The sequence below is a fragment of the Curtobacterium sp. VKM Ac-1395 genome, from assembly GCF_015350975.1.
Lineage (GTDB): Bacteria > Actinomycetota > Actinomycetes > Actinomycetales > Microbacteriaceae > Curtobacterium.
Genome location: NZ_JADKRX010000004.1, coordinates 270,077 through 290,374, shown reverse-complemented (window position 1 = coordinate 290,374; position 20,298 = coordinate 270,077). Strand labels below are relative to the sequence as shown.

20 protein-coding genes and 2 tRNA genes are annotated in these 20,298 nt (G+C 71.2%); 7 read left to right on the top strand and 15 right to left on the bottom strand.

Annotated elements, in window-relative coordinates:
• Positions 1-86: 86 nt before the first annotated feature.
• A complete protein-coding gene (locus ITJ68_RS13015) occupies positions 87-1,094 on the bottom strand; it encodes a glycosyl hydrolase family 18 protein (protein WP_194661679.1) in 1,008 nt (335 codons plus the stop codon).
• 265 nt (positions 1,095-1,359) lie between these two features.
• Between ITJ68_RS13015 and ITJ68_RS13010 the strand changes: the two genes are divergently transcribed.
• Positions 1,360-1,572: a hypothetical protein gene (locus ITJ68_RS13010; RefSeq protein ID WP_194661678.1), complete on the top strand. Its 213-nt coding sequence runs from the start codon at positions 1,360-1,362 to the stop codon at positions 1,570-1,572.
• 73 nt (positions 1,573-1,645) lie between these two features.
• Here the strand turns inward: ITJ68_RS13010 and ITJ68_RS13005 are convergent.
• From ITJ68_RS13005 to ITJ68_RS12985, 5 genes are all read right to left on the bottom strand, one after another.
• A tRNA-Ser gene (locus ITJ68_RS13005) sits at positions 1,646-1,734 on the bottom strand.
• A gap of 322 nt (positions 1,735-2,056) precedes the next feature.
• Positions 2,057-3,397 carry an LCP family protein gene (locus tag ITJ68_RS13000; RefSeq protein WP_194661677.1) on the bottom strand — a complete coding sequence of 447 codons (1,341 nt, stop codon included), beginning with the start codon at positions 3,395-3,397 and terminating at the stop codon, positions 2,057-2,059.
• Between the two features lie 109 nt (positions 3,398-3,506).
• The gene (locus ITJ68_RS12995) at positions 3,507-4,790 is read right to left on the bottom strand and encodes an LCP family protein (RefSeq protein WP_194661676.1); all 1,284 of its coding nucleotides are present in this window, start codon (positions 4,788-4,790) and stop codon (positions 3,507-3,509) included.
• Between the two features lie 180 nt (positions 4,791-4,970).
• The gene (locus ITJ68_RS12990; RefSeq protein WP_194661675.1) at positions 4,971-5,708 is read right to left on the bottom strand and encodes a GntR family transcriptional regulator; all 738 of its coding nucleotides are present in this window, start codon (positions 5,706-5,708) and stop codon (positions 4,971-4,973) included.
• Between the two features lie 202 nt (positions 5,709-5,910).
• Positions 5,911-7,374 carry an MFS transporter gene (locus ITJ68_RS12985; protein ID WP_194661674.1) on the bottom strand — a complete coding sequence of 488 codons (1,464 nt, stop codon included), beginning with the start codon at positions 7,372-7,374 and terminating at the stop codon, positions 5,911-5,913.
• Between the two features lie 156 nt (positions 7,375-7,530).
• Here ITJ68_RS12985 and ITJ68_RS12980 point away from each other — a divergent pair, with 156 nt between their 5' ends.
• From ITJ68_RS12980 to ITJ68_RS12970, 3 genes are all read left to right on the top strand, one after another.
• Entirely contained in the window at positions 7,531-8,730 is a 1,200-nt protein-coding gene (locus ITJ68_RS12980) for a cobalamin-independent methionine synthase II family protein (protein WP_194661673.1), read from the top strand.
• A gap of 95 nt (positions 8,731-8,825) precedes the next feature.
• On the top strand, positions 8,826-10,196 hold the full coding sequence (locus ITJ68_RS12975; protein WP_194661845.1) for an ATP-binding protein: 1,371 nt from the start codon (positions 8,826-8,828) through the stop codon (positions 10,194-10,196).
• On the top strand, positions 10,189-12,231 hold the full coding sequence (locus ITJ68_RS12970; protein WP_194661672.1) for a vWA domain-containing protein: 2,043 nt from the start codon (positions 10,189-10,191) through the stop codon (positions 12,229-12,231). The genes ITJ68_RS12975 and ITJ68_RS12970 overlap by 8 nt, the downstream gene beginning before the upstream one ends.
• 104 nt (positions 12,232-12,335) lie before the next feature.
• Here ITJ68_RS12970 and ITJ68_RS12965 read toward each other — a convergent pair whose 3' ends face one another.
• From ITJ68_RS12965 to ITJ68_RS12955, 3 genes are all read right to left on the bottom strand, one after another.
• The gene (locus ITJ68_RS12965) at positions 12,336-13,100 is read right to left on the bottom strand and encodes an SCO1664 family protein (protein ID WP_194661671.1); all 765 of its coding nucleotides are present in this window, start codon (positions 13,098-13,100) and stop codon (positions 12,336-12,338) included.
• Positions 13,097-13,624: a DUF3090 domain-containing protein gene (locus ITJ68_RS12960; RefSeq protein ID WP_194661670.1), complete on the bottom strand. Its 528-nt coding sequence runs from the start codon at positions 13,622-13,624 to the stop codon at positions 13,097-13,099. Before ITJ68_RS12960 ends, ITJ68_RS12965 begins: the two co-directional genes overlap by 4 nt.
• Positions 13,625-13,707: 83 nt before the next feature.
• Positions 13,708-14,424, bottom strand: a complete 717-nt coding sequence (locus tag ITJ68_RS12955) for a histidine phosphatase family protein (protein ID WP_194661669.1) — start codon at positions 14,422-14,424, stop codon at positions 13,708-13,710.
• A 72-nt stretch (positions 14,425-14,496) separates the two neighbouring features.
• On the opposite strand from ITJ68_RS12955, the gene ITJ68_RS12950 reads away from it, so the two are divergent.
• A complete protein-coding gene (locus ITJ68_RS12950; RefSeq protein ID WP_194661668.1) occupies positions 14,497-14,955 on the top strand; it encodes a GtrA family protein in 459 nt (152 codons plus the stop codon).
• A gap of 64 nt (positions 14,956-15,019) precedes the next feature.
• Positions 15,020-15,448, top strand: a complete 429-nt coding sequence (locus ITJ68_RS12945) for a BLUF domain-containing protein (RefSeq protein WP_194661667.1) — start codon at positions 15,020-15,022, stop codon at positions 15,446-15,448.
• A gap of 21 nt (positions 15,449-15,469) precedes the next feature.
• Here the strand turns inward: ITJ68_RS12945 and ITJ68_RS12940 are convergent, their stop codons facing one another.
• From ITJ68_RS12940 to ITJ68_RS12920, 5 genes are all read right to left on the bottom strand, one after another.
• Positions 15,470-16,024, bottom strand: coding sequence for a GNAT family N-acetyltransferase (locus tag ITJ68_RS12940; protein ID WP_194661666.1), 555 nt, complete (start codon positions 16,022-16,024; stop codon positions 15,470-15,472).
• Positions 16,021-16,593, bottom strand: a complete 573-nt coding sequence (locus tag ITJ68_RS12935; RefSeq protein WP_194661665.1) for a Panacea domain-containing protein — start codon at positions 16,591-16,593, stop codon at positions 16,021-16,023. The genes ITJ68_RS12940 and ITJ68_RS12935 overlap by 4 nt, the downstream gene beginning before the upstream one ends.
• A 76-nt stretch (positions 16,594-16,669) precedes the next feature.
• The gene (locus ITJ68_RS12930; protein WP_194661664.1) at positions 16,670-17,260 is read right to left on the bottom strand and encodes a hypothetical protein; all 591 of its coding nucleotides are present in this window, start codon (positions 17,258-17,260) and stop codon (positions 16,670-16,672) included.
• Between the two features lie 110 nt (positions 17,261-17,370).
• Positions 17,371-17,991, bottom strand: coding sequence for a TetR family transcriptional regulator (locus ITJ68_RS12925; protein WP_194661663.1), 621 nt, complete (start codon positions 17,989-17,991; stop codon positions 17,371-17,373).
• A 58-nt stretch (positions 17,992-18,049) separates the two neighbouring features.
• Positions 18,050-18,700: an SDR family oxidoreductase gene (locus tag ITJ68_RS12920; RefSeq protein ID WP_194661662.1), complete on the bottom strand. Its 651-nt coding sequence runs from the start codon at positions 18,698-18,700 to the stop codon at positions 18,050-18,052.
• A 372-nt stretch (positions 18,701-19,072) separates the two neighbouring features.
• On the opposite strand from ITJ68_RS12920, the gene ITJ68_RS12915 reads away from it, so the two are divergent.
• Complete coding sequence (locus ITJ68_RS12915) at positions 19,073-20,074, top strand: GAF and ANTAR domain-containing protein (RefSeq protein WP_194661661.1); 1,002 nt, start codon at positions 19,073-19,075, stop codon at positions 20,072-20,074.
• A gap of 33 nt (positions 20,075-20,107) precedes the next feature.
• Here ITJ68_RS12915 and ITJ68_RS12910 read toward each other — a convergent pair.
• Positions 20,108-20,195, bottom strand: a tRNA-Ser gene (locus ITJ68_RS12910).
• Positions 20,196-20,298 lie beyond the last annotated feature (103 nt).

Genomic DNA, 20,298 nt, shown 5'->3' with positions numbered 1-20,298 from the left:
GGTGCCGGACTGGAGGCCCGGATCACCCGCGCGGACCGGCTGCGGTGACCCGCGCCTCCCGTCCGGAGAGCGCGGTCCGCGCGCCCTCAGCGGGGCAGCGCCATCGTGTTCAGCGACCACATCGCGACGCCGTGCAGCCGGAGCTGCCGGGCCAGTGCCGTCCGCGCGTGGAAGGACCGGGCGTCCGACCAGTGCAGGACGCGCCCGTCGTCGAGTCGTGCCGACCACTCGCCGTCGCGGTCGGACCACCGCGCGCGCTCCCCCGCCGCCCGCGCGGCCGCGGCGGGTGTGAGCTGCGCGTCCGCGACACCGCCGCCCCAGCCGTAGCCGTACCCGGCGATGCCGAGGTCGATCGTCGACGACCGCACCCCCTGACGCTCCGCCGCCCGCACCACCGCTGTCGCCCACGGGAGCGCGCCGACCGTGCCCGCGCTGCTCCACGGGCCGTGCTGGTCGTAGGTCATGAGCACGAAACGGTCGACGTGCCGCGTCAGCCCGCGGAGGTCGTAGCCGGTGTCGCGGAACCCGGCGGCGTCGGTCGAGGCCATCACGGCCATCGACACCGACGCCCCCGACCCGAGCCGTTCGTGCACCGCTGACCGCACCGCCGCGGCGAACGCGACGAGCCCCGGCCGGTCGCGGGCCCGCAGCGACTCGAGGTCGATCTGCACGCCGTCCATCCCGGTGCGTGCCGCCAGGCGTGCGACGCCGTCCGCGACCCGCTCCCGGTTGTCCGCCGAGCCGAGCAGCGCCGTCCCGATGCGCGGCGAGAAGTCCCCGATCGCCGAGGAGTAGTTGCTCACCAGGAGCTCCGTGGTGGCCCCGCGACCGGACGCCGTCCTCGCCAGTGCCGCGGTGCCCTCGGGCGGTGGGTTCAGCCCCCGACCGTCCTCGGCGATCGTGACGCCGTCGATGCCGATCGTCGTGACGTGCGGCGCCGCGGCCGACACCCGCGACGTCGCAGCTCCGCCGGGTTCGGCGTAGGCCTCGACCGCGAGCGCGTGACCGGTCCGGGCATGGGCGACCAGGGTGCCGCCGAGCACGACGGCGACGAGGACGACGGCGGAGGACACCAGGACAGCGCGGCGGGACACGTCGTCACGGTAGCGGTGCCCGCGCGGTGTCTGTCGGCTGGCGCGATGTCGGTCGCCTGTGTGTCGTGGATGTGCGGCGACTACCGTCAGTGCCAGGTGACCCAGGACCTCGGCCGCCGGAACGATCTCATCGTCCGCAGCCCGACCGGAAGCCCCTCATGCAGTCACCGTGCACACGCACTCGCAGGCACGTCGTCCCCGTCGGGACCATGACGGCACCGATGTGCTGCGGTCGCTCCTCCTGGTCCTCGCCGAGGTACACCCGATGAGCCTCCGCGACGGCATCCTGTGGACCGAGACCGACGACGGCCGCTGGGAGGGTTCCTCGGGGCCGGACCTGGTCGGCGTGGTGTCGTGGTCGGACCGGTACTCGGTGCACTCCACGGGTGGCGAGGTCAACGGCCAGCACAGCACCCTCGACAGTGCGAAGGCGCAGCTCGAGGGCTGGATGCGCTGGATCGACTCGACCGCGGGCTGAGCTGCCCCTCGGACACGGAAACGCCCCCGTCATCGTGACGGGGGCGTTTCGTCGTGCGGGTCTTGCTCAAGTGCGGAGACGGAGGGATTTGAACCCTCGGTCCCCTAAGGGGGACTCCACCTTAGCAGGGTGGTGCACTCGGCCGAACTATGCGACGTCTCCATGCGCCCTCACGGACGCACACACCACCATACAGGAGGACGCGGGCCCGCTCGACCCCACGTGCTGAGCCGGAATCCGCACCGCAACCGCCGGTCCCCCGAAGTGGGGACGCACTGGGCTTGTCGGGCCGTACCCCGGTGGTTAGTCTCGACCCGACGCGGCATCACATTCCGGGGCTCGTCCCCGTCGTCGCGACACAGCACGCAGCATCACCCCTCGACCCGGCACGGCTCGCCCGTGTCCGGCACCCGTCGGGGCGTGACCGGAGCGGGGACGTGGCCCAGGCCGTGTCCCCGCTTCCGCGTTCCGGAGCGGGTACGCGCTACGAGCCGAAGGCCTTCGAGCAGGTCTGCTCCGCGGCGGACTGCCCCTGCAGGCCGTCGAGGGTGTCGGTCGTGGCGGGAGCTGACGGCGTGCCGGTCGCCGCCGGGGCCCCGGTTGCTGCCGGGGTCGACGCCGCAGGAGTCTGACCGGTCGGAGGCTGCGCGGCCGGGGTCTGGGTCGCCGGAGCCGGAGTGGCCGGAGTCGGGGTGTCCGGGGCCGACTCGGAGCCGATCCCGGTGCTGCCCGCCCCGAGGGAGAACGACTCGTCCGCTTTGATCCGGGCGAAGAGCTCGTCGGCCAGCTCGGTCGTCGGCTGCACCTTGCCCTCGTAGACGCCCGTGCCGCCGGTCGTCCCCGGGTACTGCACGAAGTTGACCCGGTCGAGCGGCAGGTCCTGCAGCGCCCGACCCATGCCGACCAGGGTGCGCGGGTCGTTCAGGCTCTCCGAGAGCTGCATGTTCGACGCCGCGGCGCGGGCGAGCTTGTAGAGCGTCGTCGGCGAGGTCAGGGTGCTGTTCGCCTTCACGGTGCGGAGCAGCGAGGACAGGAAGACCTGTTGGCTCGAGATGCGCCCGAGGTCCGACCCGTCGCCGACGCCGTGACGGGTGCGAAGGAACTCGAGCGCCTGCGACCCCTGCAGCGTCGTCGTCCCCGCCGGCAGGTCGAGGCCGGTGTAGCGGTCGTGGATCGGCGAGGCGACACAGACCGGCACGCCGCCGATGGCGTTCGACATCTCGATGACGCCGTTGAACGACACGGCCGCCGAGTACTGCACGTCGAGGCCGGTGAGCCCCTGCACGGTCTGCACCACGCAATTCAGGCCGCCCTCGCCCCATGCCTCGTTGACGGGCTCCGCCGTCATGGCCGGCGTCGAACCGGACCCGTCGGGCTTCGCGCAGGCCGGGATCGGCGTGACCAGGTCCCGCGGGATGCTGACGGCGGTGGCGTTCGTGTGGTCCGCGGACACGTGCAGCAGGATGTTGACGTCGTTGAGGGTCGCGTCACGCTCCCCGTACTGGGTGCCCTGCTCGGGGTCGTTGTCGGTGCCGACGACGAGCATCGTGAACCCGCCGTCGAAGGCACTGAGCGTCGGACCGTCCTGCTGCTGCGGCCGGGGCACCGCGGACTGCCCTTGGATGCGCACACCCTCACCGAAGTCGTCGGTGACCTGCTTCGCCGCGATCGCCGCGACGGACGCCGTGCTGACGAGTGCGACGGCCACGACTCCGGCGAGCACCTTGACGGCGGTGCCGACCGGCTGGTGGCGACGGAGGCGTCCGTGTCGGGCGATCCCGGCCACCCGGTTGAGGCGGTGGGATCGGTCGCGGAGGTCGTTCACGGGCACTCCTGTCGTCGGCGGACTCGGCAACCGGGACAGCCTGGCACAGGCCAGCCTTGCGGTTCCGTGAGCGTCGGCCTCGTCCGCGACGGTGCTCCGTCCTGCCGGGTCACCCGCCGGCGGCCACCGCGCAGGTCTTCTGGGCCGCGGTCTGTCCGGTGACGCCGGACATCTCGCGCGGCGTCGCCGAGGGGGTCGATGCGGCACGGGGAGCCGTCGCGGTGCGCTCCGACGGCGCCGGCGCAGAAGCCTTGGCGTCCGTCTCGGCGGCAGGGGTCTCCTCGGTCGCACCGCGTCCCGTGGCACCGGCGTCCAGGCTGAACGGACGGTCAGCACGCACCGCGCGGATCAGGCGGTCGGCGGTCGCCCGGTCGGGGACGACCTTGCCCGGGAAGGCGGGGTCGTCCACGCTGCCCGGGTACTGCACGAAGGTGATGTCACCGAGGTCGATGCCCTCGAAGGCGCGGGCGATGTCGACCATCGTCGAGGGCTTCGCGAGCGAGGTCGACAGGGTGATGTTCTGCGACGCGGCCTTCGCCAGGCCGTAGAGCTTCGCCGGGTCGCCGAGCGTGCCCTCGTGCTTGACCTTGCGGAGCAACGAGGACAGGAACTGCTGCAGGCTCGAGATCCGCGAGAGGTCACTGCCGTCGCCGACACCGTGTCGGTCCCGGAGGAACGCGAGCGCGGTCTTCCCGGAGACGGTGTGCTCCCCCGCAGCGAGCTGCAGCCCGGTGTACGGGTCGTCGACCGCGTCGGTGACGCAGACCGGCACGCCGCCGACGGCGTCCGACATCCGGATCACCCCGGCGAAGCTGACCTGGGCCGCGTAGGGCACGTCCATGCCGGTCGCGTGCTCGATCGTCGAGACGACGCAGTCCGTCCCGCCGCGGCCGTACGCCTGGTTGAGCGGGGTGTCCTGCACCGCTGGCGCACCGCTGCACGCCGGCTGGTCGAGGACCAGGTCGCGCGGGAAGCTGATCGCGACCGCGTGGGTGTGGTCGGCGGAGACGTGCAGCAGCACGTTCGAGTCGTTGAGCGTGGCACCGCGGTCGCCGTACGCGGTTCCCTGGGTCGGGTCGTTGTCCGCGCCGATCGCCAGCACGTTGAAGGCGCCCTCGGTCGACGCCGCACCGCTGCCGACGTCGACCGCACGCTGCTGGAACCCGTGGCCCACGTCGTAGGCCGCGTAGGCGGACAGGGACGTGGCGCTCATCACGGCGACCGCTGCCGCGATGCCGACGCCGCTGACCAGCCGACTGACGCCGAGGTCACGTCGACCCCGGCCGTGGCGGGCTCCGCTGACGCGGAAACCGGGGCCGGAGACGACGGACGGGCGGCGTCTCGGGTCGAGGACGTCGTCGAAGGCGGACTGTGGACCGTCGGGATCGGTCACGGGTGGGCTCCCTCCGAGCGGCCCCGGGCACGGCCACTCGCCGGGGGACGATACCCGAGCGGGTGCTCGCGGCCAGGGACCCGGGTCGGCTCGGCGTGCCTCGTTCGGGGGCCACGGCGGATGCCCGCCGGTCACGACCTGCGGCGACCCCACCAGGGCCTTCCGCCGGGGATCACGGCGTCATGCGGACTCCGCTGCTCGGAACCGGTCCGGGAGGGCGATCAGGCACTCCCCGAGCGCTCGGACCGCCTTGGCGCAGTCGTCGAGGTCGTCCCGCACGGCCGCCGCCCGCGCACGCTCCACCAGGTCGAGGCGGTGGCGTCGGTCGACCACGGCGTCGATGCCGTTCGCCGCGGCGACGTCGTCCGTGTAGAACATGTCGAGCACCGGACGCTGCGTCGCCAGCCAGTCGGCACTGACCGTGGCGCCGGACCGCCGGAGCAGCCAGGACCCGAGCTCGACGAAGGCCCCTGCCTCGGTCATGCAGTCGCGGATCCAGAACGGATCGAAGCGTTCGGCGGACCGCGAGCCGGGCATCGGCGGAGCCGTGAGCATCGTGCACCCGAGCCGGATGCGCTCCTGCATCTGGTCGAGCGACCAGTGCGCGATGACCACCCCGACGTACCGCTGCACCGACACGAGCCGGAGCGACTCGAGCGGGACCAGGGCTTCCCGCACGGGCGTCCGGGAGACCCGCATGTCGTCCGCGATGGCGTCGAGGCGGAGGCGCTGCCCCCGCCGGTACTCCCCCCGGAGGATCCGGTCGAGCAGCCAGGTGAAGACCGCGTCCCGCAGCAGACTGCGCCGCACCCCGAGCGGATCGGGGCCGCCCAGCCCCGACATCGCTGCGCGGTCCGTCTGCGGCCCCCGCGGGTGCGGTCGCGGGGAGGGCGCAGTCACCGTGTCGTCGTACCCCATGGAGCCACCATCACGCACGGCGGCCACCGCCGGGGGTGGTCCGTCGTGACCGGTGGACGAGTCCGCCGATCGTCGCCCTGTGGAGGGCACGGTGTCCGTCCTGCATCACTGCACTCCCGCCGTCGTGGACCCCCGTCGGGGGTCGATGAGGAGAGCGTTGCAGGATCGATCGTCAGCCGCTAAACATTCCGGATATCGCCGGTCAGCGCTTCGCGTCCTCCTTCTTCACGATGACCGAGAGCGGCTGCGTGACGTCCTCGAGGCCCTTGCGGGCGGCGTCCACGCCGAAGATCAACGCGACGACGCCGCCGATGATCATGATCCCCGCGCCGAGCAGGTAGCCCCAGAAGAGCGGCTCGCGGGACGACCCGTCACCGATGAGTGCGCCGTAGATGAGCGGTGCGATCGCGCCGAAGACCTGGGCCAGCGCGAAGAAGTACGAGATCGCCTGCGACCGGAGCTCGAGCGGGAAGATCTCGCTGACGGTGAGGTACGCGCTCGACGCACCCGCCGAGGCGAAGAAGAACGAGATGCACCAGAAGACGACCTGCACGGTGGCGGTGATGGCGTCGGCCTGGAACAGGAACGCCGACACGGCGAGCACCAGACCGGAGATCAGGTACGTGCTGAAGATCATCTGCCGACGACCCCACGTGTCGAACAGCCGCCCGAGCAGGATCGGTCCGAGCAGGTTGCCGATCGCGAAGGGGAAGAAGTACACGGCCGTCTCCGACGTCTTCAGCCCGAAGAAGTTCGTCAGCACCAGTGCGTACGTGAAGAAGATCGCGTTGTAGAGGAACGCCTGCGTGATCATCATCGTGGCGCCGACCAGCGTGCGCGTCGGGTACTGCTGGAACAGCACCTTGACGATCGTCGTGAAGCTGACCTTGTCCATCGGCGTGACGGTCATGGCCTTGGAGTCGTCCACCTTCTCCAGCGGCTTGCCGGACTCCCGCTCGACCTCGGCCTCGATCCGGGAGACCGTCGCGTCGGCCTCCTCCTCGCGACCGTGGGTCATCAGCCACCGCGGACTCTCGGGGATGTGCCGGCGCAGGAAGATGATCGCGATGCCGAGCACCGGGCCGAGGAAGAACCCGATCCGCCACCCGATGTTCTCCGCGAAGTGCGCGGTGTCGAGCAGGTAGATGTTCGCGAACGCGCCCAGTGCGGCGCCGCCCCAGTAGGTGCCGTTGATCGCGATGTCGACGTGCCCGCGGTACTTCGCGGGGATCAGCTCGTCGATCGCCGAGTTGATCGCCGCGTACTCGCCACCGATGCCGAGGCCCGCGACGAAGCGGAAGACGGCGAGGAACCACCAGTCCTGCGCGAAGCCGGCGATGCCCGAGCCGATCAGGTAGATGGCGAGCGTCAGGATGAAGAGCTTGCGACGACCGAGCCGGTCCGACAACCGCCCGAAGACGACCGCGCCGACGACCTGCCCGATCAGGTACACGGTGCCGAGCGACGTCACCTGCTGGGTGGAGAGGTTCAGGTCCGCCTGGAACCCGGCGTTCGAGACGATCTGGATCTCCAGGCCGTCGAGGATCCAGGAGATGCCGAGTCCCACCACGACGCTCCAGTGGAACCGTGTCCACGGCAGTCGGTCCATCCGTGCCGGGACCAGGCTCCTGACCTGGCCGTCCTGCAGTCCGCTCGCGCTCGTCATCGCGGTTGCTCCTCACCCGCCGGGCCCCCACGGCCCGGCACAGATGGAGAACCTACGCCCGGATCGCCGATGTGGTTCGGGTCCGGAACGGCACGGCACGGCGCACGCGGCGGACACCAGCGGCCGCACCGGTCCACCCACAAGTAGCGTTGCAGCGTGCCGCTCCAGAACTCGACCGACCGCATCCTGACCACCCACACCGGATCGCTCCCCCGGACGCCGGAACTCAGCGCCCTGCTGGTGGCCCGCGACCAGGGCGCGCCCTACGACGAGGCCGCGCTCCGCGAGGAGACGGCAGCCGTCCTCGCCCGCACCGTCGACGCGCAGCTCGACGCCGGGCTCGACGTGGTGAACGACGGCGAGGTCCCACGCGTGGGCTTCTCGACCTACATCCGCGAGCGCCTGACCGGGTTCGGCGGGACCGGCCACCGCAAGCCGACGCTCGACTCGGTCAGGTTCCCGGGGTACGCCGCGTTCCAGGCGAAGCAGATCGACGAGGGCGCCGAGGTCGCCCGGGTCTGGGACACGCCCCTCGCGCAGGGCCTGCTGCAGTACGACGAGGAACGCGCCGGCATCCGCGAGGACCTCGACGGCTTCGAGCGGGAGCTCGCCAGGAACGCGGCGGCCGGTCGGACCCCCACCGGCACCTTCATCTCGGCGGCGACGCCCGGCATCGTCGCGACGACGATGCTCCTCGACGAGGCGAACCCGAACTACGCCGACCACGGCGAGTACGTCTTCGCCCTGGCCGAGCAGCTCCGCGTGGAGTACGAGGAGATCGTCGCCCGCGGGCACATCCTCCAACTGGACGCTCCTGACCTCGCGATGGAGCGGGTCATCCACTTCGGCGATGCGAGCACCGAGGAGTTCCTCCAGGCGGTCGACCTGCACGTCGACGCGCTCAACCACGCGCTCCGCAACATCCCGAAGGAGCGGACCCGCCTGCACGTCTGCTACGGCAACTGGCAGGGCCCGCACCAGGACGACGTGCCCGTCGACGTGCTGCTCCCGCACCTGTACCGCGCCGAGGTCGGGTCCTTCAGCATCCCGTTCGGCAACCCGCGCCACGCGCACGAGTTCCCCGCCTTCCGCGACCTGCCGCTGCCCGACGGGGCCGTCCTGGTGCCAGGGGTCATCGACGTGACGACGAACTACCTGGAGCACCCGCAGCTCGTCGCGAACCGCATCGTCGAGGCAGCCGAGGCCGTCGGCGACCCGACCCGCATCGTCGCCGGGACCGACTGCGGGCTCGCCACGTTCGCCAGCTACGAGTTCGTCGCGACGGACGTCGCGTGGGCGAAGCTCCGCTCATTGACCGAGGGCGCCGAGATCGCGAGCAAGCGGCTCTTCGGCTGACGCCGACGACGGACGGGAGGCTCGGTGCCAGCTGGCACCGAGCCTCCCGTCCGTCAGTGGGGCGGCGTAACGTCGACGACGTGACCCGACCCACCATGAGAACGGTCGGCGAGCTCCGCACCTCTGGTCACGTCCAGAAGACGGTCCGCGCCGAGATCCGCGACAACCTGCTCACCGCCCTCCGAGAGGGCACCGATCCGTGGCCCGGCCTGCACGGCTTCGCGACCACCGTCGTCCCCCAGCTCGAACGTGCCCTGATCGCCGGGCACGACGTCGTCCTGCTCGGCGAACGCGGCCAGGGCAAGACCCGACTGCTCCGCACCCTGCAGGGCCTGCTCGACGAGTGGACCCCGGTGATCGCCGGGTCCGAGCTCGGCGAGCACCCCTTCGAACCGATCACCACGGCCAGCATCCGCCGTGCCGAGGAACTCGGCGACGCCCTCCCCATCGACTGGTGGCACCGCGACGGCCGCTACGTCGAGAAGCTCGCGACCCCGGACACCTCCGTGGCCGACCTGATCGGCGACGTCGACCCGATGAAGGTGGCCGAGGGCCGCAGCCTCGGCGACCCCGAGACCATCCACTTCGGGCTGATCCCCCGGGCGCACCGCGGCATCGTCGCGATCAACGAGCTGCCCGACCTCGCCGAGCGCATCCAGGTCGCGATGCTCAACGTGATGGAGGAGCGCGACGTGCAGATCCGCGGCTACGTGCTGCGGCTGCCGCTCGACGTCCTCGTCGTGGCGAGCGCGAACCCCGAGGACTACACCAACCGCGGCCGGATCATCACGCCGCTGAAGGACCGTTTCGGCGCCGAGATCCGCACGCACTACCCGATCGAGCTCGAGGACGAGATCGCCGTCATCCGGCAAGAGGCCGAGCTCACGGCCGACGTGCCGGACGCCCTGATCGAGATCCTCGCCCGCTTCACCCGGGCACTGCGGGCATCGAGCGCCGTCGACCAGCGCAGCGGTGTCAGCGCCCGGTTCTCCATCGCCGGTGCCGAGACCGTCTCCGCCGCCGCCGTGCACCGGGCTGCCCGTCAGGGCGAGTCCGAACCGGTCGCCCGGCCGATCGACCTCGAGACCGCCGTCGACGTCCTCGGCGGCAAGATCGAGTTCGAGTCCGGGGAAGAGGACCGCGCGGACGAGGTCCTCGAGCACCTGCTCCGCACCGCCACCGCCGAGACGGTCCGGTCGCGGCTGCGCGGGCTCGACCTCGCGCAGCTCATCGAGGCCCTCGACGGCGGCACGATGGTGACCACCGGCGAGCAGGTCTCGGCTCGCGCGTTCCTCGAGGGGCTGCCGTCCCTCGGCGAGTCCGACCTCTACGACCGGATCTGCGAGCGACTCGGCGCCACGAACGACGGCGAGCGGGCCGGCGCGATCGAGCTCGCGCTCGAGGGCCTGTTCCTCGCGCGGAAGATCAGCAAGGAGTCCGGCGGGGGCGAAGCCGTCTATGGCTAGTCGGCAGAACCGCCGGCTGTCACGGGACACCCGGTACGGACGGTACGAGGGCGGTCCCGACCCCCTCGCCCCGCCCGCCGACCTGTCCGAGGCGCTCGACGCCATCGGTCAGGACGTCATGGCCGGGTACTCCCCCGAGCGCGCGATGCGGGAGTTCCTGCGTCGCGGCGGCCGTGACCAGCGGGGCCTCGACGACCTCGCGCGCCGCGTGGCCGAGAAGCGTCGCGAGCTGACGAGCAGGAACAACCTCGACGGCACGCTGCAGCAGGTCAAGCAGCTGCTCGACGAGGCGCTGCTCGCCGAACGTGGCGAGCTGGCGCGCAACGTCGGCCTCGAGGACGGCGACCGGGCGCTGGCCGAGATGCAGCTCGACAGCCTGCCGCCCTCGCCCGCCGCCGCGGTGACCGAGCTCGCCGGCTACGACTGGACGAGCCCCACGGCCCGCCAGAAGTACGAGGAGATCAAGGACCTGCTCGGGCGGGAGATGCTCGACCAGCGCTTCGCCGGCATGAAGCAGGCGCTCGAGAACGCCGACGACGACGACCGCGCCGACGTACAGGCGATGATGCAGGACCTCAACCAGCTGCTCGAGGACCATCGCGCTGGCACCGACTCGCAGGAGCAGTTCGACGAGTTCATGGCGAAGCACGGGGAGTACTTCCCGTCGGACCCGAAGAACGTCGACGAGCTCCTCGACGACCTCGCCGCCCGGGCCGCCGCCGCCCAGCGGATGCGCAACTCCATGACCCAGGAGCAGCGCGACGAACTCGACGCCCTCGCCCAACAGGCCTTCGGCAGCCCCGACCTGATGGGTGCGCTGTCGCAGCTCGACGGCAACCTCCGTGCGCTCCGCCCCGGCGAGGACTGGGGCGGCTCCGAGCGGATGGACGGCGAGCAGGGACTCGGGCTCGGTGACGGCACCGGCGCGTTCCAGGACATCGCCGACCTCGACGCCCTCGCCGAGCAGCTGGCGCAGTCGGGTCCCGGCTCGGACCTCGACGACCTGGACCTCGAGTCGCTGGCCCGTCAGCTCGGGTCCGAGGCCGCGGTCGACGCTCGCACCCTGCAGCAGCTCGAGAAGGCCCTGCGGAACTCGGGCACGATGCGCCGCGGTGCCGACGGCCAGTACAAGCTGACCCCGAAGGCCATGCGGCAGCTCGGCAAGAGCCTGCTGAAGGACGTCGCCCAGAAGATGTCCGGACGCCAGGGCGCGCGGGACCTCCGCCGGTCCGGGGCCGCTGGTGAACCGTCCGGAGCGACCCGGCAGTGGGCGTTCGGCGACACCGAGCCCTGGGACATCCCCCGCACCATCACGAACGCCGTGACCCGCACTGCGGCGCCGGGGCGCGACGGAGCTGCCGTCCGCCTGACGATCGACGACGTCGAGGTCCAGGAGACCGAGGCCCGCACGCAGGCCGTCGTCGCCCTGCTCGTCGACACCTCGTTCTCGATGGCGATGGAGGACCGCTGGGTCCCGATGAAGCGCACGGCCCTGGCGCTGCACACGCTCATCTCCACCCGGTTCCGCGGCGACGACCTGCAGCTCATCGCCTTCGGTCGCGAAGCCGAGGTGATGGACGTCGAGCAGCTCGTCGGCCTCGACGCCGAGTGGGACAAGGGCACGAACCTGCACCACGCCCTGCTGCTGGCGAACCGGCACTTCCGGAAGCACCCGACCGCGCAGCCGGTGTTGCTCATCGTCACCGACGGGGAGCCGACCTCGCACCTCGAGCCGAACGGGCAGGTGTACTTCAGCTACCCGCCCGACCCGATGACGATCGCGCTGAGCGTCCGCGAGCTCGAGAACGCGCACCGGCTGGGAGCGCAGACGACGTTCTTCCGCCTCGGCGACGACCCGGGGCTCGCCCGGTTCATCGACGGCATGGCACGGCGCGTCGACGGCACCGTCACGGCGCCGGAGAACGACGACCTCGGCGTGGCCGTGGTCGGGTCGTACCTCGGGTCACGGCACGGAGGTGCGCTCTTCCGCGACGACGACTGGGGCGGTGGCGGCGCGTTCAGCCGCTTCGGCTGACCGGCGGCGACCGCGGACGGGTGGCTCGGTGCCAGCTGGCACCGAGCCTCCCGTCCGTCATACGGCTGGTCCGCGCGCCGAGACTCGGCCCGGCCCGCAGCGCGTCAGAACAGCGGCCAGGGAACCGCCGGGCCGTAGCCGGCCGGCGGGGGGAAGCGGCCGACGGCGGCCAGCGCCGCGCACCGGGCCTCGAGGTTGTCGATCTCGTCGACGGTCAGGTGCTCGGTGAGCTGCTCACCGAGGTCGCCGTGCAGTGCCGTGGTGACGCGCTCCAGCCCGGCGAGCTCGTCCGCGTCGAGGGGCTCGTCGACCCAGCCCCAGAGCACCGTGCGGAGCTTGTGCTCGACGTGGAAGGTGAGCCCGTGGTCGACACCGTGGCGGTGCCCGTCGGGCATCGCGAGGACGTGTCCGCCCTTGCGGTCCGCGTTGTTGACGACGACGTCGAAGACGGCCATCCGCCGGAGTGCCGCGGTGTCCTCGTGCACCAGGGTCACGGGGCGGTCGTGTTCGTCGATGGCCTCGAGCACGGTCTTCATGCCGGATGCCTCGGCCTCGTCCGTCGGGACCACGTCGACGGCGTCCTGCTCCGGGTCGACGTCCTGCCAGCGCTGGACCATGCCGAGCCCGAGGGGTCCGGTCCCGAGCCAGGTCGGCGGGACGACCCGCCAACCGAAGGCCTCCGACACCAGGAACGCCGAGTACTCACGGCCGGCCAGGGTGCCGTCCGGGAAGTCCCAGAGCGGCTTCTCACCGGCGATCGGCTTGTAGACGATCTCGTGGCCGTCGAGCTCTGCGAGGAACGTGGCGTTCGAGGCCTCACGGATGCGGGCCGTGAGCGTCATGCCGGAGGGGTCCGGCGCCTCGCTCATGCCTCGCCGGGCAGCCGTCCCGCGGCCACCACTTCGCGCGTCCGTTCGACGAAGGCCCGGGCGGTGCCGACCGGGATCTTCACCTGGAGCAGTTCGGCGGGCTCCGGCATCTCGACGACGGCCTCGAGCTCGCCGTCCTCGCCGGGTTCCTCGCTGACGATCTCGAGCTCGTCCTCGATCGGGTAGGCCTCGATGACGACCTGTGCCGTCGCCGGGTCGAACCCCAGGCTCAGGGCACCGGCGCGGAACTCGGGCTCGACGGGCTGGTCGAGCGGGTCCACGTCGTGGAGCTCGCGCGGGACGGTGGGCGGGACGCTGAAGCGGTTCTCCTCCACCGTGGCGACCTCGTCGAGGAGCTCGTCGAGCTTCTCGGCCAGGACCGCCGACTGTTCCTTCTCGAGGGCGACGCTCACCACCCGGCGGCCGTCGCGGGCCTGCAGGTAGAAGCTCCGCTCACCGGGGCGCCCGATGGTGCCGACGACGAGACGATCCGGCCAGTCGAATCCGTGGACGATGGTGGGCATACCGGCATTGTAGGAGCGCCAGCCTGCGCCCGTTCAGGGTCTGGCGGAACCCGTCTCCGAACGCAGGGCTCCGTCGGGGTCCGTCAGGCGCTCGCGGCGCCGTCCTCCGGCGCCGGGTTCCCTGCTCCGCCGCCGATCGCGGCGTCGCCGGTCGGGGCAGGGGCCTTCGCCAGCCAGGACAGGTCACCCGACTCGGTGTTCGTCGCGACGACCTCGGGACGGTGCTCGCCGTAGCGGACGACGGACACCGACGCGGGTCCGACCGTGATCCGCTGGAACAGGTCGAGGTGCATGCCGAGGGCGTCGGCGAGCACGGACTTGATGATGTCGCCGTGGCTCACCGCGACCCAGACCGCGTTCGGGCCGTGCTCGGCCTCGACCTGCGCGTCGAGCCGCCGGATCGCGGCCACCGCCCGCGACTGCATGGTCTGCATCGACTCACCGCCGGGGAACACCACCGCACTGGGGTTGGCCTGCACCACGCGCCACAGCGGTTCCTTCGCCAGGTCGCTGATCTTCCGGTTCTGCCAGTCGCCGTAGTCCGCCTCGATGATGCCGCGCTCGACGAGCTGCTGCGGCTCGCCCGGCTGGAACGCCGTGATCGCCCTGGCCGTCTGCCGGCACCGCTCGAGCGGGCTCGACACCACCGCCGCCAGCGGCACGGCGCCGATGCGTTCCGCCGTCGTGGCCGCCTGTCGCTTGCCGACCGAGTCGAGCGCGACGCCGGCGGTCCGGCCGGCCAGGAGCCCGGTCGCGTTGGCGGTGGTGCGTCCGTGCCGGACGAGGAGGACGGTGGCCATGCGCACGATCCTATTCACGCGGGGGCGGGGCGGATTCGCTCGACGGGGCCTGGCATGGTCATACTGATCCTGATGGATGCACTGCTCCGGTTGTTCCGCCGGTACCCCTCAGCGGGACGGTTCCTGGTCGTGGGTGGCATCGGCTTCCTGATCACGATGGTGATCAACTACGGCCTGAAGCTCTTCGTCATCCCCCAGCACCCCGTCACCGCGCTCGTGATCGGCACCGTCGTCGCGACCGTCGTGTCGTACTGGCTCAACAAGAAGTGGTCGTTCGGCGACCGCGGGAGCCGGCACACCGGGCTGGAGATGCTCTACTTCGTGATCGTCAGCGCCATCGGCATCGGGCTGAACTCAGCGCCGCTGTACCTGTCGCGGTACGCCTTCGGCCTCGAGGTCCCCAACGTGACCCGGGCGACCCAGGAGATCGCGGACTTCGTCAGCGGACCCGTCATCGGCACCGCGATCGCGATGGTCTTCCGGTACTGGGCGATGAGCCGCTGGGTGTTCGTCCGTCGCGCGGACGTCTGAGCGACTTCGTTCGTTTCCCGTCCTGCGTGGGCCCTTTCCGACTCGGACACGGCAAGATGGAGTCGTGCTGGTCTCCATCGTCTACATGAGTCGCGCTGCCGACGACTTCGGTGACGACGACCTCGCGGAACTCCTCACGGGATCGCGGCTCCGGAACGAGGCCATGGGGATCTCCGGGCTGCTCGTGGCCAAGGGCGGCCGGTTCATGCAGCTGCTCGAGGGACCGGCCTGGAGCGTCGACGACCGTTTCGCCGCGATCTCGCGCGACGCCCGGCACCTGGAGATCACGTCGCTCATCCGCGAGGACATCGAACAGCGCCGGTTCGACGGCTGGTCGATGGCGTTCCGCGGACTCGACGACACGGACCTGCACGAGGTCGAGGGCTTCAGCCCGTTCCTGTCCGGGTCGATGGACTTCCCGCGCTCCTTCGACCGCACGAGCGCCGCGTGGCTGCTCAAGTGGTTCCGGGACCGCGAGCTCCACGACGTCTGACCCAGAGCTCCCGGCAGACCGCTAGCGAGTCCTGACATCGGAGTGGGCGAACGCGCGGCTCCGTTCGAAGGCGTCGACCGTTGCCGTTCCTGTGTCGAGGGCGGCGATCGTCGAACGGAGTGAGCTGATCGACATGCTGAGCCACAACGACGATCCGACGCAACGGACGAAACCGTCGGCTTCGTACCAGGACGCGCGGTACTCGTCCGAGGCCTCGACCACGAAGTGCTTGGCTGGAAGGACGCTTGCGACGACCAGAGCCGCACGGCTCGCGTCGAGCAGGAGCCGTGTCCCGTGTCCTCGGCCTTGGTGTGCCCGGTGCACGGCCAGCCGTTGGAGCTGAACGGCTCGGAGCTCCTGGCGCCCCCCTGCCACCTCGATCGACCCGTGGTTCAGCGCGTAGACCGCGACCACGGCGCCGACGGAGTTCAGCGCGACGTGCACGGCGGTCCGACCTGCTCGGTCGTCCTTGAGCGCCCGTTCACGGACCCAGCAGTTCATCCACTCGTCACCACAGTCGAACAGCTGGAGGTGATGCGTGTGGCTGAGCCGTTCGATGGTCACCCAGGGCGTCACGCCCGGTCCTGCCCACGCAGCACCGCCGCCGCGAACCGGGCATTCACGGAGTCGTCGTCAGCGGCCGACGCGAGGGTGTCGAACTGATCGCCCGTCACGTACCGGATGCTCGACCGCGGAAGGTCTGGAACCGGCCCGTCCCCCGCAAGGAGCTTCGAGTAGTACGAGCGCATCGCGTCCGTGGTGATCGGGTTGTTCCTGCCCGGGACGTAGACCGAACGCCACGGTTCCTCGGCGTGGGTGAGATCCACGAGCGCGTGGGACTCGAACTGTCCGTAGTACTGCACCACGCTCCGGAGGACCGCGAGAGCGTAGTCATCCAGCCCAGTGCCGCCACCAGGACCGACCATCGCGGACGTGACACGGAAGTGACCCTTGTGGAACGGCCACAGGTCCACAGCGACTGGCCCGTGCCTCCATGCCTGGATCACGCCGTCGAACATCGGACGTTTGGTCTGCGTGACGTGCCAGGCCTGGCAGTAGTAGACGAGCTTCTGCAACTTGTAGGTGTCCGCGGATCCCCCCAGCGCATCGAGGACCAGGGACGCGACTGCCGGTGCGGTGCTCATGGTGCTCCCTTCCACCGACGACCCTACGCGAACCGGGACATCAGTGTCAGGAGTTGGTATGCAACATGTGGATTGGTCAGCGCGCGGAACCGCTCCACACGCCGACGTCACCGGCGTCCCACCGAGGCGTGGAGGTCGTCGTCGCCGCCATCGTGCCGCGCCGCCCGACGCCGCTCTCCCGGTACAACCACCCGTAGGCGACGGCCTCCGGCTCGACCTCCGACCGGATGAGGGCGCAGTACCGGGCGCTCCCCCGCTCGTTCAGCGCCTTGGTGAGCGTCGCCCGGTCGACGACACACGCGTCGGGGGCAGTGGCGTCCCGGGTCGGCGCGACGTCCTGCGCCCGGCCGTCCTCACCGTGCCGCCCGGTCCAGGCGAACAGGTCCCAGTCGTCCTCGGTGATCGTCGCGTCCGGCGGAATGGCGACGTCGACGACGGCGACGTAGGGTTCGCCCTCCGCCGGGGTGTTCGCGTCCACGATGCCGGCGTGCCCCCACGCGTCCGCCTGCGCCTCGGTCGCGCGGTCGAGCGAGCGGAACGTCATGGTCACGTCGACGTCGACCGCACGGCCGATCCGCCCCGTCAACGGCGTCCCGGGTGCCGCGTCCGACGTCGCGCGGGTCACGAGGACGAACGCGGTCAACCCGATGCCCAGCACCAGGACCACCGCCGCGACCCCGACCAGGCACCCGAGCGGCCCGCGCAGACGGCCCCGGCGCGGGCCCCTCGCTGCCCCGGCACGACGAGCGGCACCACGCCCAGCCCCCGACGCCCCGCTCACGCGAACACGTCGTCGACGACCCGCAGCAGCCGCTCCCGGTGGGCCCGATCGACGACCGCGTGGACCAGGACCCGCCACATGGTCGCCACCACGGGCAGCAGGTCCGCGCGCCCGGAGCGCACGTTCGACACGAGCTGCACGCCGGTGAAGTACGGCACGACGGTCCCGCCGAGCGCCTCGGGCGTCAAGTCGGTGCTGACCTCGCCGCTGGCGATGGCGAGCCGGAAGACGTCGACCACGCCCGCGATCCACTGCTCGTAGAAGCTCGCCGTCTGCTGGGCGAGGACACCGTGCTCCAACGAGATCCGGATCCCGGCACGGACGACGACGTCGCGCATCAGCAGGTCGGCGATCCCTCGCGACGCCCGGACCAGCGTGCCGATCGGCGACGGGTCACCGGCACTCATCGCGGCGAAGGTCCGTGCGTTCTGCTCGTCGATGACAGCGAGCGCCACGGCGTGCTTGGTCGGGAACGACCGGTGCAGGGATCCTTGGCTGACGCCGGCGGCCCGCGCGATGCCGGCGATGCTCGCCGTCGCGTAGCCGTCGCGGTCGAACTCGACGGCCGCCGCCTCGACGATCACGTCGCGTCGCCCTGCTCCACCCACCTCATGCACGCGGCAACGCTACCGGCACGGGACAGCGGGCACCCCCGGAGTCCCGTGCCGGCGCGGCTCAGGCCTGGTCGGCGCGGAGGAACTCGGCGATCGGGGTGCTCCCGGCGTTGAACCGGTAGGTGCTGCCAGCGGTGCCACCGGTCTCGAGCACGTCGGCGACCACGTGGGCGACGTCGCCGCGGGACACGTTCGTGCCCTCGCCGGCCCAGTCGACCTGCCCGGTGGGCTCGTCGTCGGTCAGGGTGCTCGGGGCGACGATCGTCCACTCGAGCCCGGAGTCGCGCACGACCGCGTCGGCCGTCATCTTGGACTGGGCGTAGGCGAAGAAGTCGTCGTCCTGGGGCACCCCGTGGTCGAGCTGCGAGCCGGACCACGACACCATGACGTACCGCTCGACACCCGCGCGCGCGGCTGCCTGCACCGACAGCACGGCGGCGTCGCGGTCGATCGCCCAGGTCCGGTCCACGGACCCCCCGCCGGCGCCGGCGGACCACACGACGGCGTCCTGGCCGCGGACCAGGTCCTCGAACCCGGAGATCGTCTGCTCCTGGATGTCGGCGACCTTCGGGTCGCCCCCGTGGTCACGGACCTCGTCGGCCTGCTCGGCCTTCCGGATGACGGACGTGACGTGGTGGCCCCGGTCGCTGAGGATGCGCGTCGCGAGGAGTGCGACCTTGCCGTGGCCGCCGAAGATGATGATGTCGCTCATGGCCTCGACGCTACGCGGGGCTCCTCAGCAGCAGATGACCGCTCGGCCCCTCGGGAGCGTCGGGCGAACATCGAGCGCGTCACCGTGTCGAACCCGAATCGACACGGCGACGCACTCAGCGTGGTCACCGTGTCGAACCCGAATCGACATGGCAACGCACTCGCAGACGCCGGTACCAACGGCTCCTGCTGTCACGGCCGACCAAGGTCGTCGTGGGCTGCGGCAGCCGGTCACCCGGCCACATGAAGAGCAAACCAGGCCCGGGGTGTCGGGCAGAACCCCCCGAATGGGAACGCGCGTTCTCTGGCTAGTCAGTTCGCTTCGTGTCCACTGTGGAGGGGCGCTCGGGGTGGGGCGTGTTGCATCGTCGGCATGAAGTACCTCGTCTACGGCAACGACCGCGTCATGACCGGTGACTCCATCGCCGACGCGGTGCTCGCCTACTCGGTCGTGTTGGCACAGCACAGCACCACCGACCTCGTCGACGTCCCGACCGCCGATGCACACGGAGCCGCGGCCAGCGTCGGGCTGCTGCTCGGTCCGGCGATCGCGGTGATGAGCGAACCCGCTCCGGACGACGAGCTCGAACCCGAGGACGCCGCGTTCCTCGCCGAGATCACCCGACGCATCAACCGCTTCGAGCGACACCTCGACGCGACACGGCACCCCGACCGCTTCGACGGGCTGGCCGCGGAGCTCGAGGCGGTGCTCGACCCGTCCCTCGACGTGCTCGACGCGATGGACCGCGTGATCGACACCTGTGTCCGGTGCACGTCGGCGACCGAGGCCGGCATCGTGCTGGCCGACCGGTCCGGGACCCTGCACGTCATCGCGTCCACCAGCGAGCGGTCGACGGACGCCGAGGAGGCCCAGCTCGGCACGAACGAGGGCTCCTGCATGGACTGCTTCCGCACCGGGCAGACGATCGACGTGCCGGACGTCAGGACCCGCGCAGCCGACTGGCCCGCGTTCGTCGAGACGATGCGCGAGCGCGGCATGGTGGGCACCTTCGCCGAACCCATCCGGCTCCGTCGCACCACGATCGGCTCGCTCTGCGTCTTCGCCACGCACGACCAGGGCCACGACGACCGTGACGTCGTGCTCATGCAGCTGCTCGCCGACGCCGCGTCCGCCGCGCTCGTGCGACAGCGCGACCAGGGGCGCTTGCAGAGCCTCGACGCCCAGGTCCAGGACGCCCTGGAGGCCCTGATCACGCTCGAGCAGGCCAAGGGTGCGCTCGCCCACCGTCAGGGCATCGGGATCGACGAGGCGTTCCAGGCGCTCCGGACGAGCGCTCGCGGCGCCGGACGTGGCCTCCGCGAACTCGCCGAGGACGTGATCCACCGGGGCGAGCGCCTCGACGGGGTCATCTGACCACCGAACCGTGCGGCGCGGCGGCCAGCCACCTGGCGGAGAGTGTGGGATTCGAACCCACGAGACATCACTGCCCACCTGTTTTCAAGACAGGCTCCATCGGCCACTCGGACAACTCTCCACGACCCGGCCACGTGGCGAGACGTGACCGGGTCCCTGGAAGTGTACCGGGCCTCCCGGCCGCGCAGCGTGTGCAGACCGGCCAGGACCAGGCAAGGACCAGC

Bases quoted from the DNA above. Each gene is read 5' to 3' on its own strand.
- ITJ68_RS13010 (WP_194661678.1), top strand. From the start codon at position 1,360: ATGAGCCTCCGCGACGGCATCCTGTGGACCGAGACCGACGACGGCCGC.
- ITJ68_RS12990 (WP_194661675.1), bottom strand. From the start codon at position 5,708: ATGGGGTACGACGACACGGTGACTGCGCCCTCCCCGCGACCGCACCCG.
- ITJ68_RS12985 (WP_194661674.1), bottom strand. From the start codon at position 7,374: ATGACGAGCGCGAGCGGACTGCAGGACGGCCAGGTCAGGAGCCTGGTC.
- ITJ68_RS12975 (WP_194661845.1), top strand. From the start codon at position 8,826: ATGAGAACGGTCGGCGAGCTCCGCACCTCTGGTCACGTCCAGAAGACG.
- ITJ68_RS12970 (WP_194661672.1), top strand. From the start codon at position 10,189: ATGGCTAGTCGGCAGAACCGCCGGCTGTCACGGGACACCCGGTACGGA.
- ITJ68_RS12965 (WP_194661671.1), bottom strand. From the start codon at position 13,100: ATGAGCGAGGCGCCGGACCCCTCCGGCATGACGCTCACGGCCCGCATC.
- ITJ68_RS12960 (WP_194661670.1), bottom strand. From the start codon at position 13,624: ATGCCCACCATCGTCCACGGATTCGACTGGCCGGATCGTCTCGTCGTC.
- ITJ68_RS12955 (WP_194661669.1), bottom strand. From the start codon at position 14,424: ATGGCCACCGTCCTCCTCGTCCGGCACGGACGCACCACCGCCAACGCG.
- ITJ68_RS12950 (WP_194661668.1), top strand. From the start codon at position 14,497: ATGGATGCACTGCTCCGGTTGTTCCGCCGGTACCCCTCAGCGGGACGG.
- ITJ68_RS12935 (WP_194661665.1), bottom strand. From the start codon at position 16,593: ATGAGCACCGCACCGGCAGTCGCGTCCCTGGTCCTCGATGCGCTGGGG.
- ITJ68_RS12920 (WP_194661662.1), bottom strand. From the start codon at position 18,700: ATGAGCGACATCATCATCTTCGGCGGCCACGGCAAGGTCGCACTCCTC.
- ITJ68_RS12915 (WP_194661661.1), top strand. From the start codon at position 19,073: ATGAAGTACCTCGTCTACGGCAACGACCGCGTCATGACCGGTGACTCC.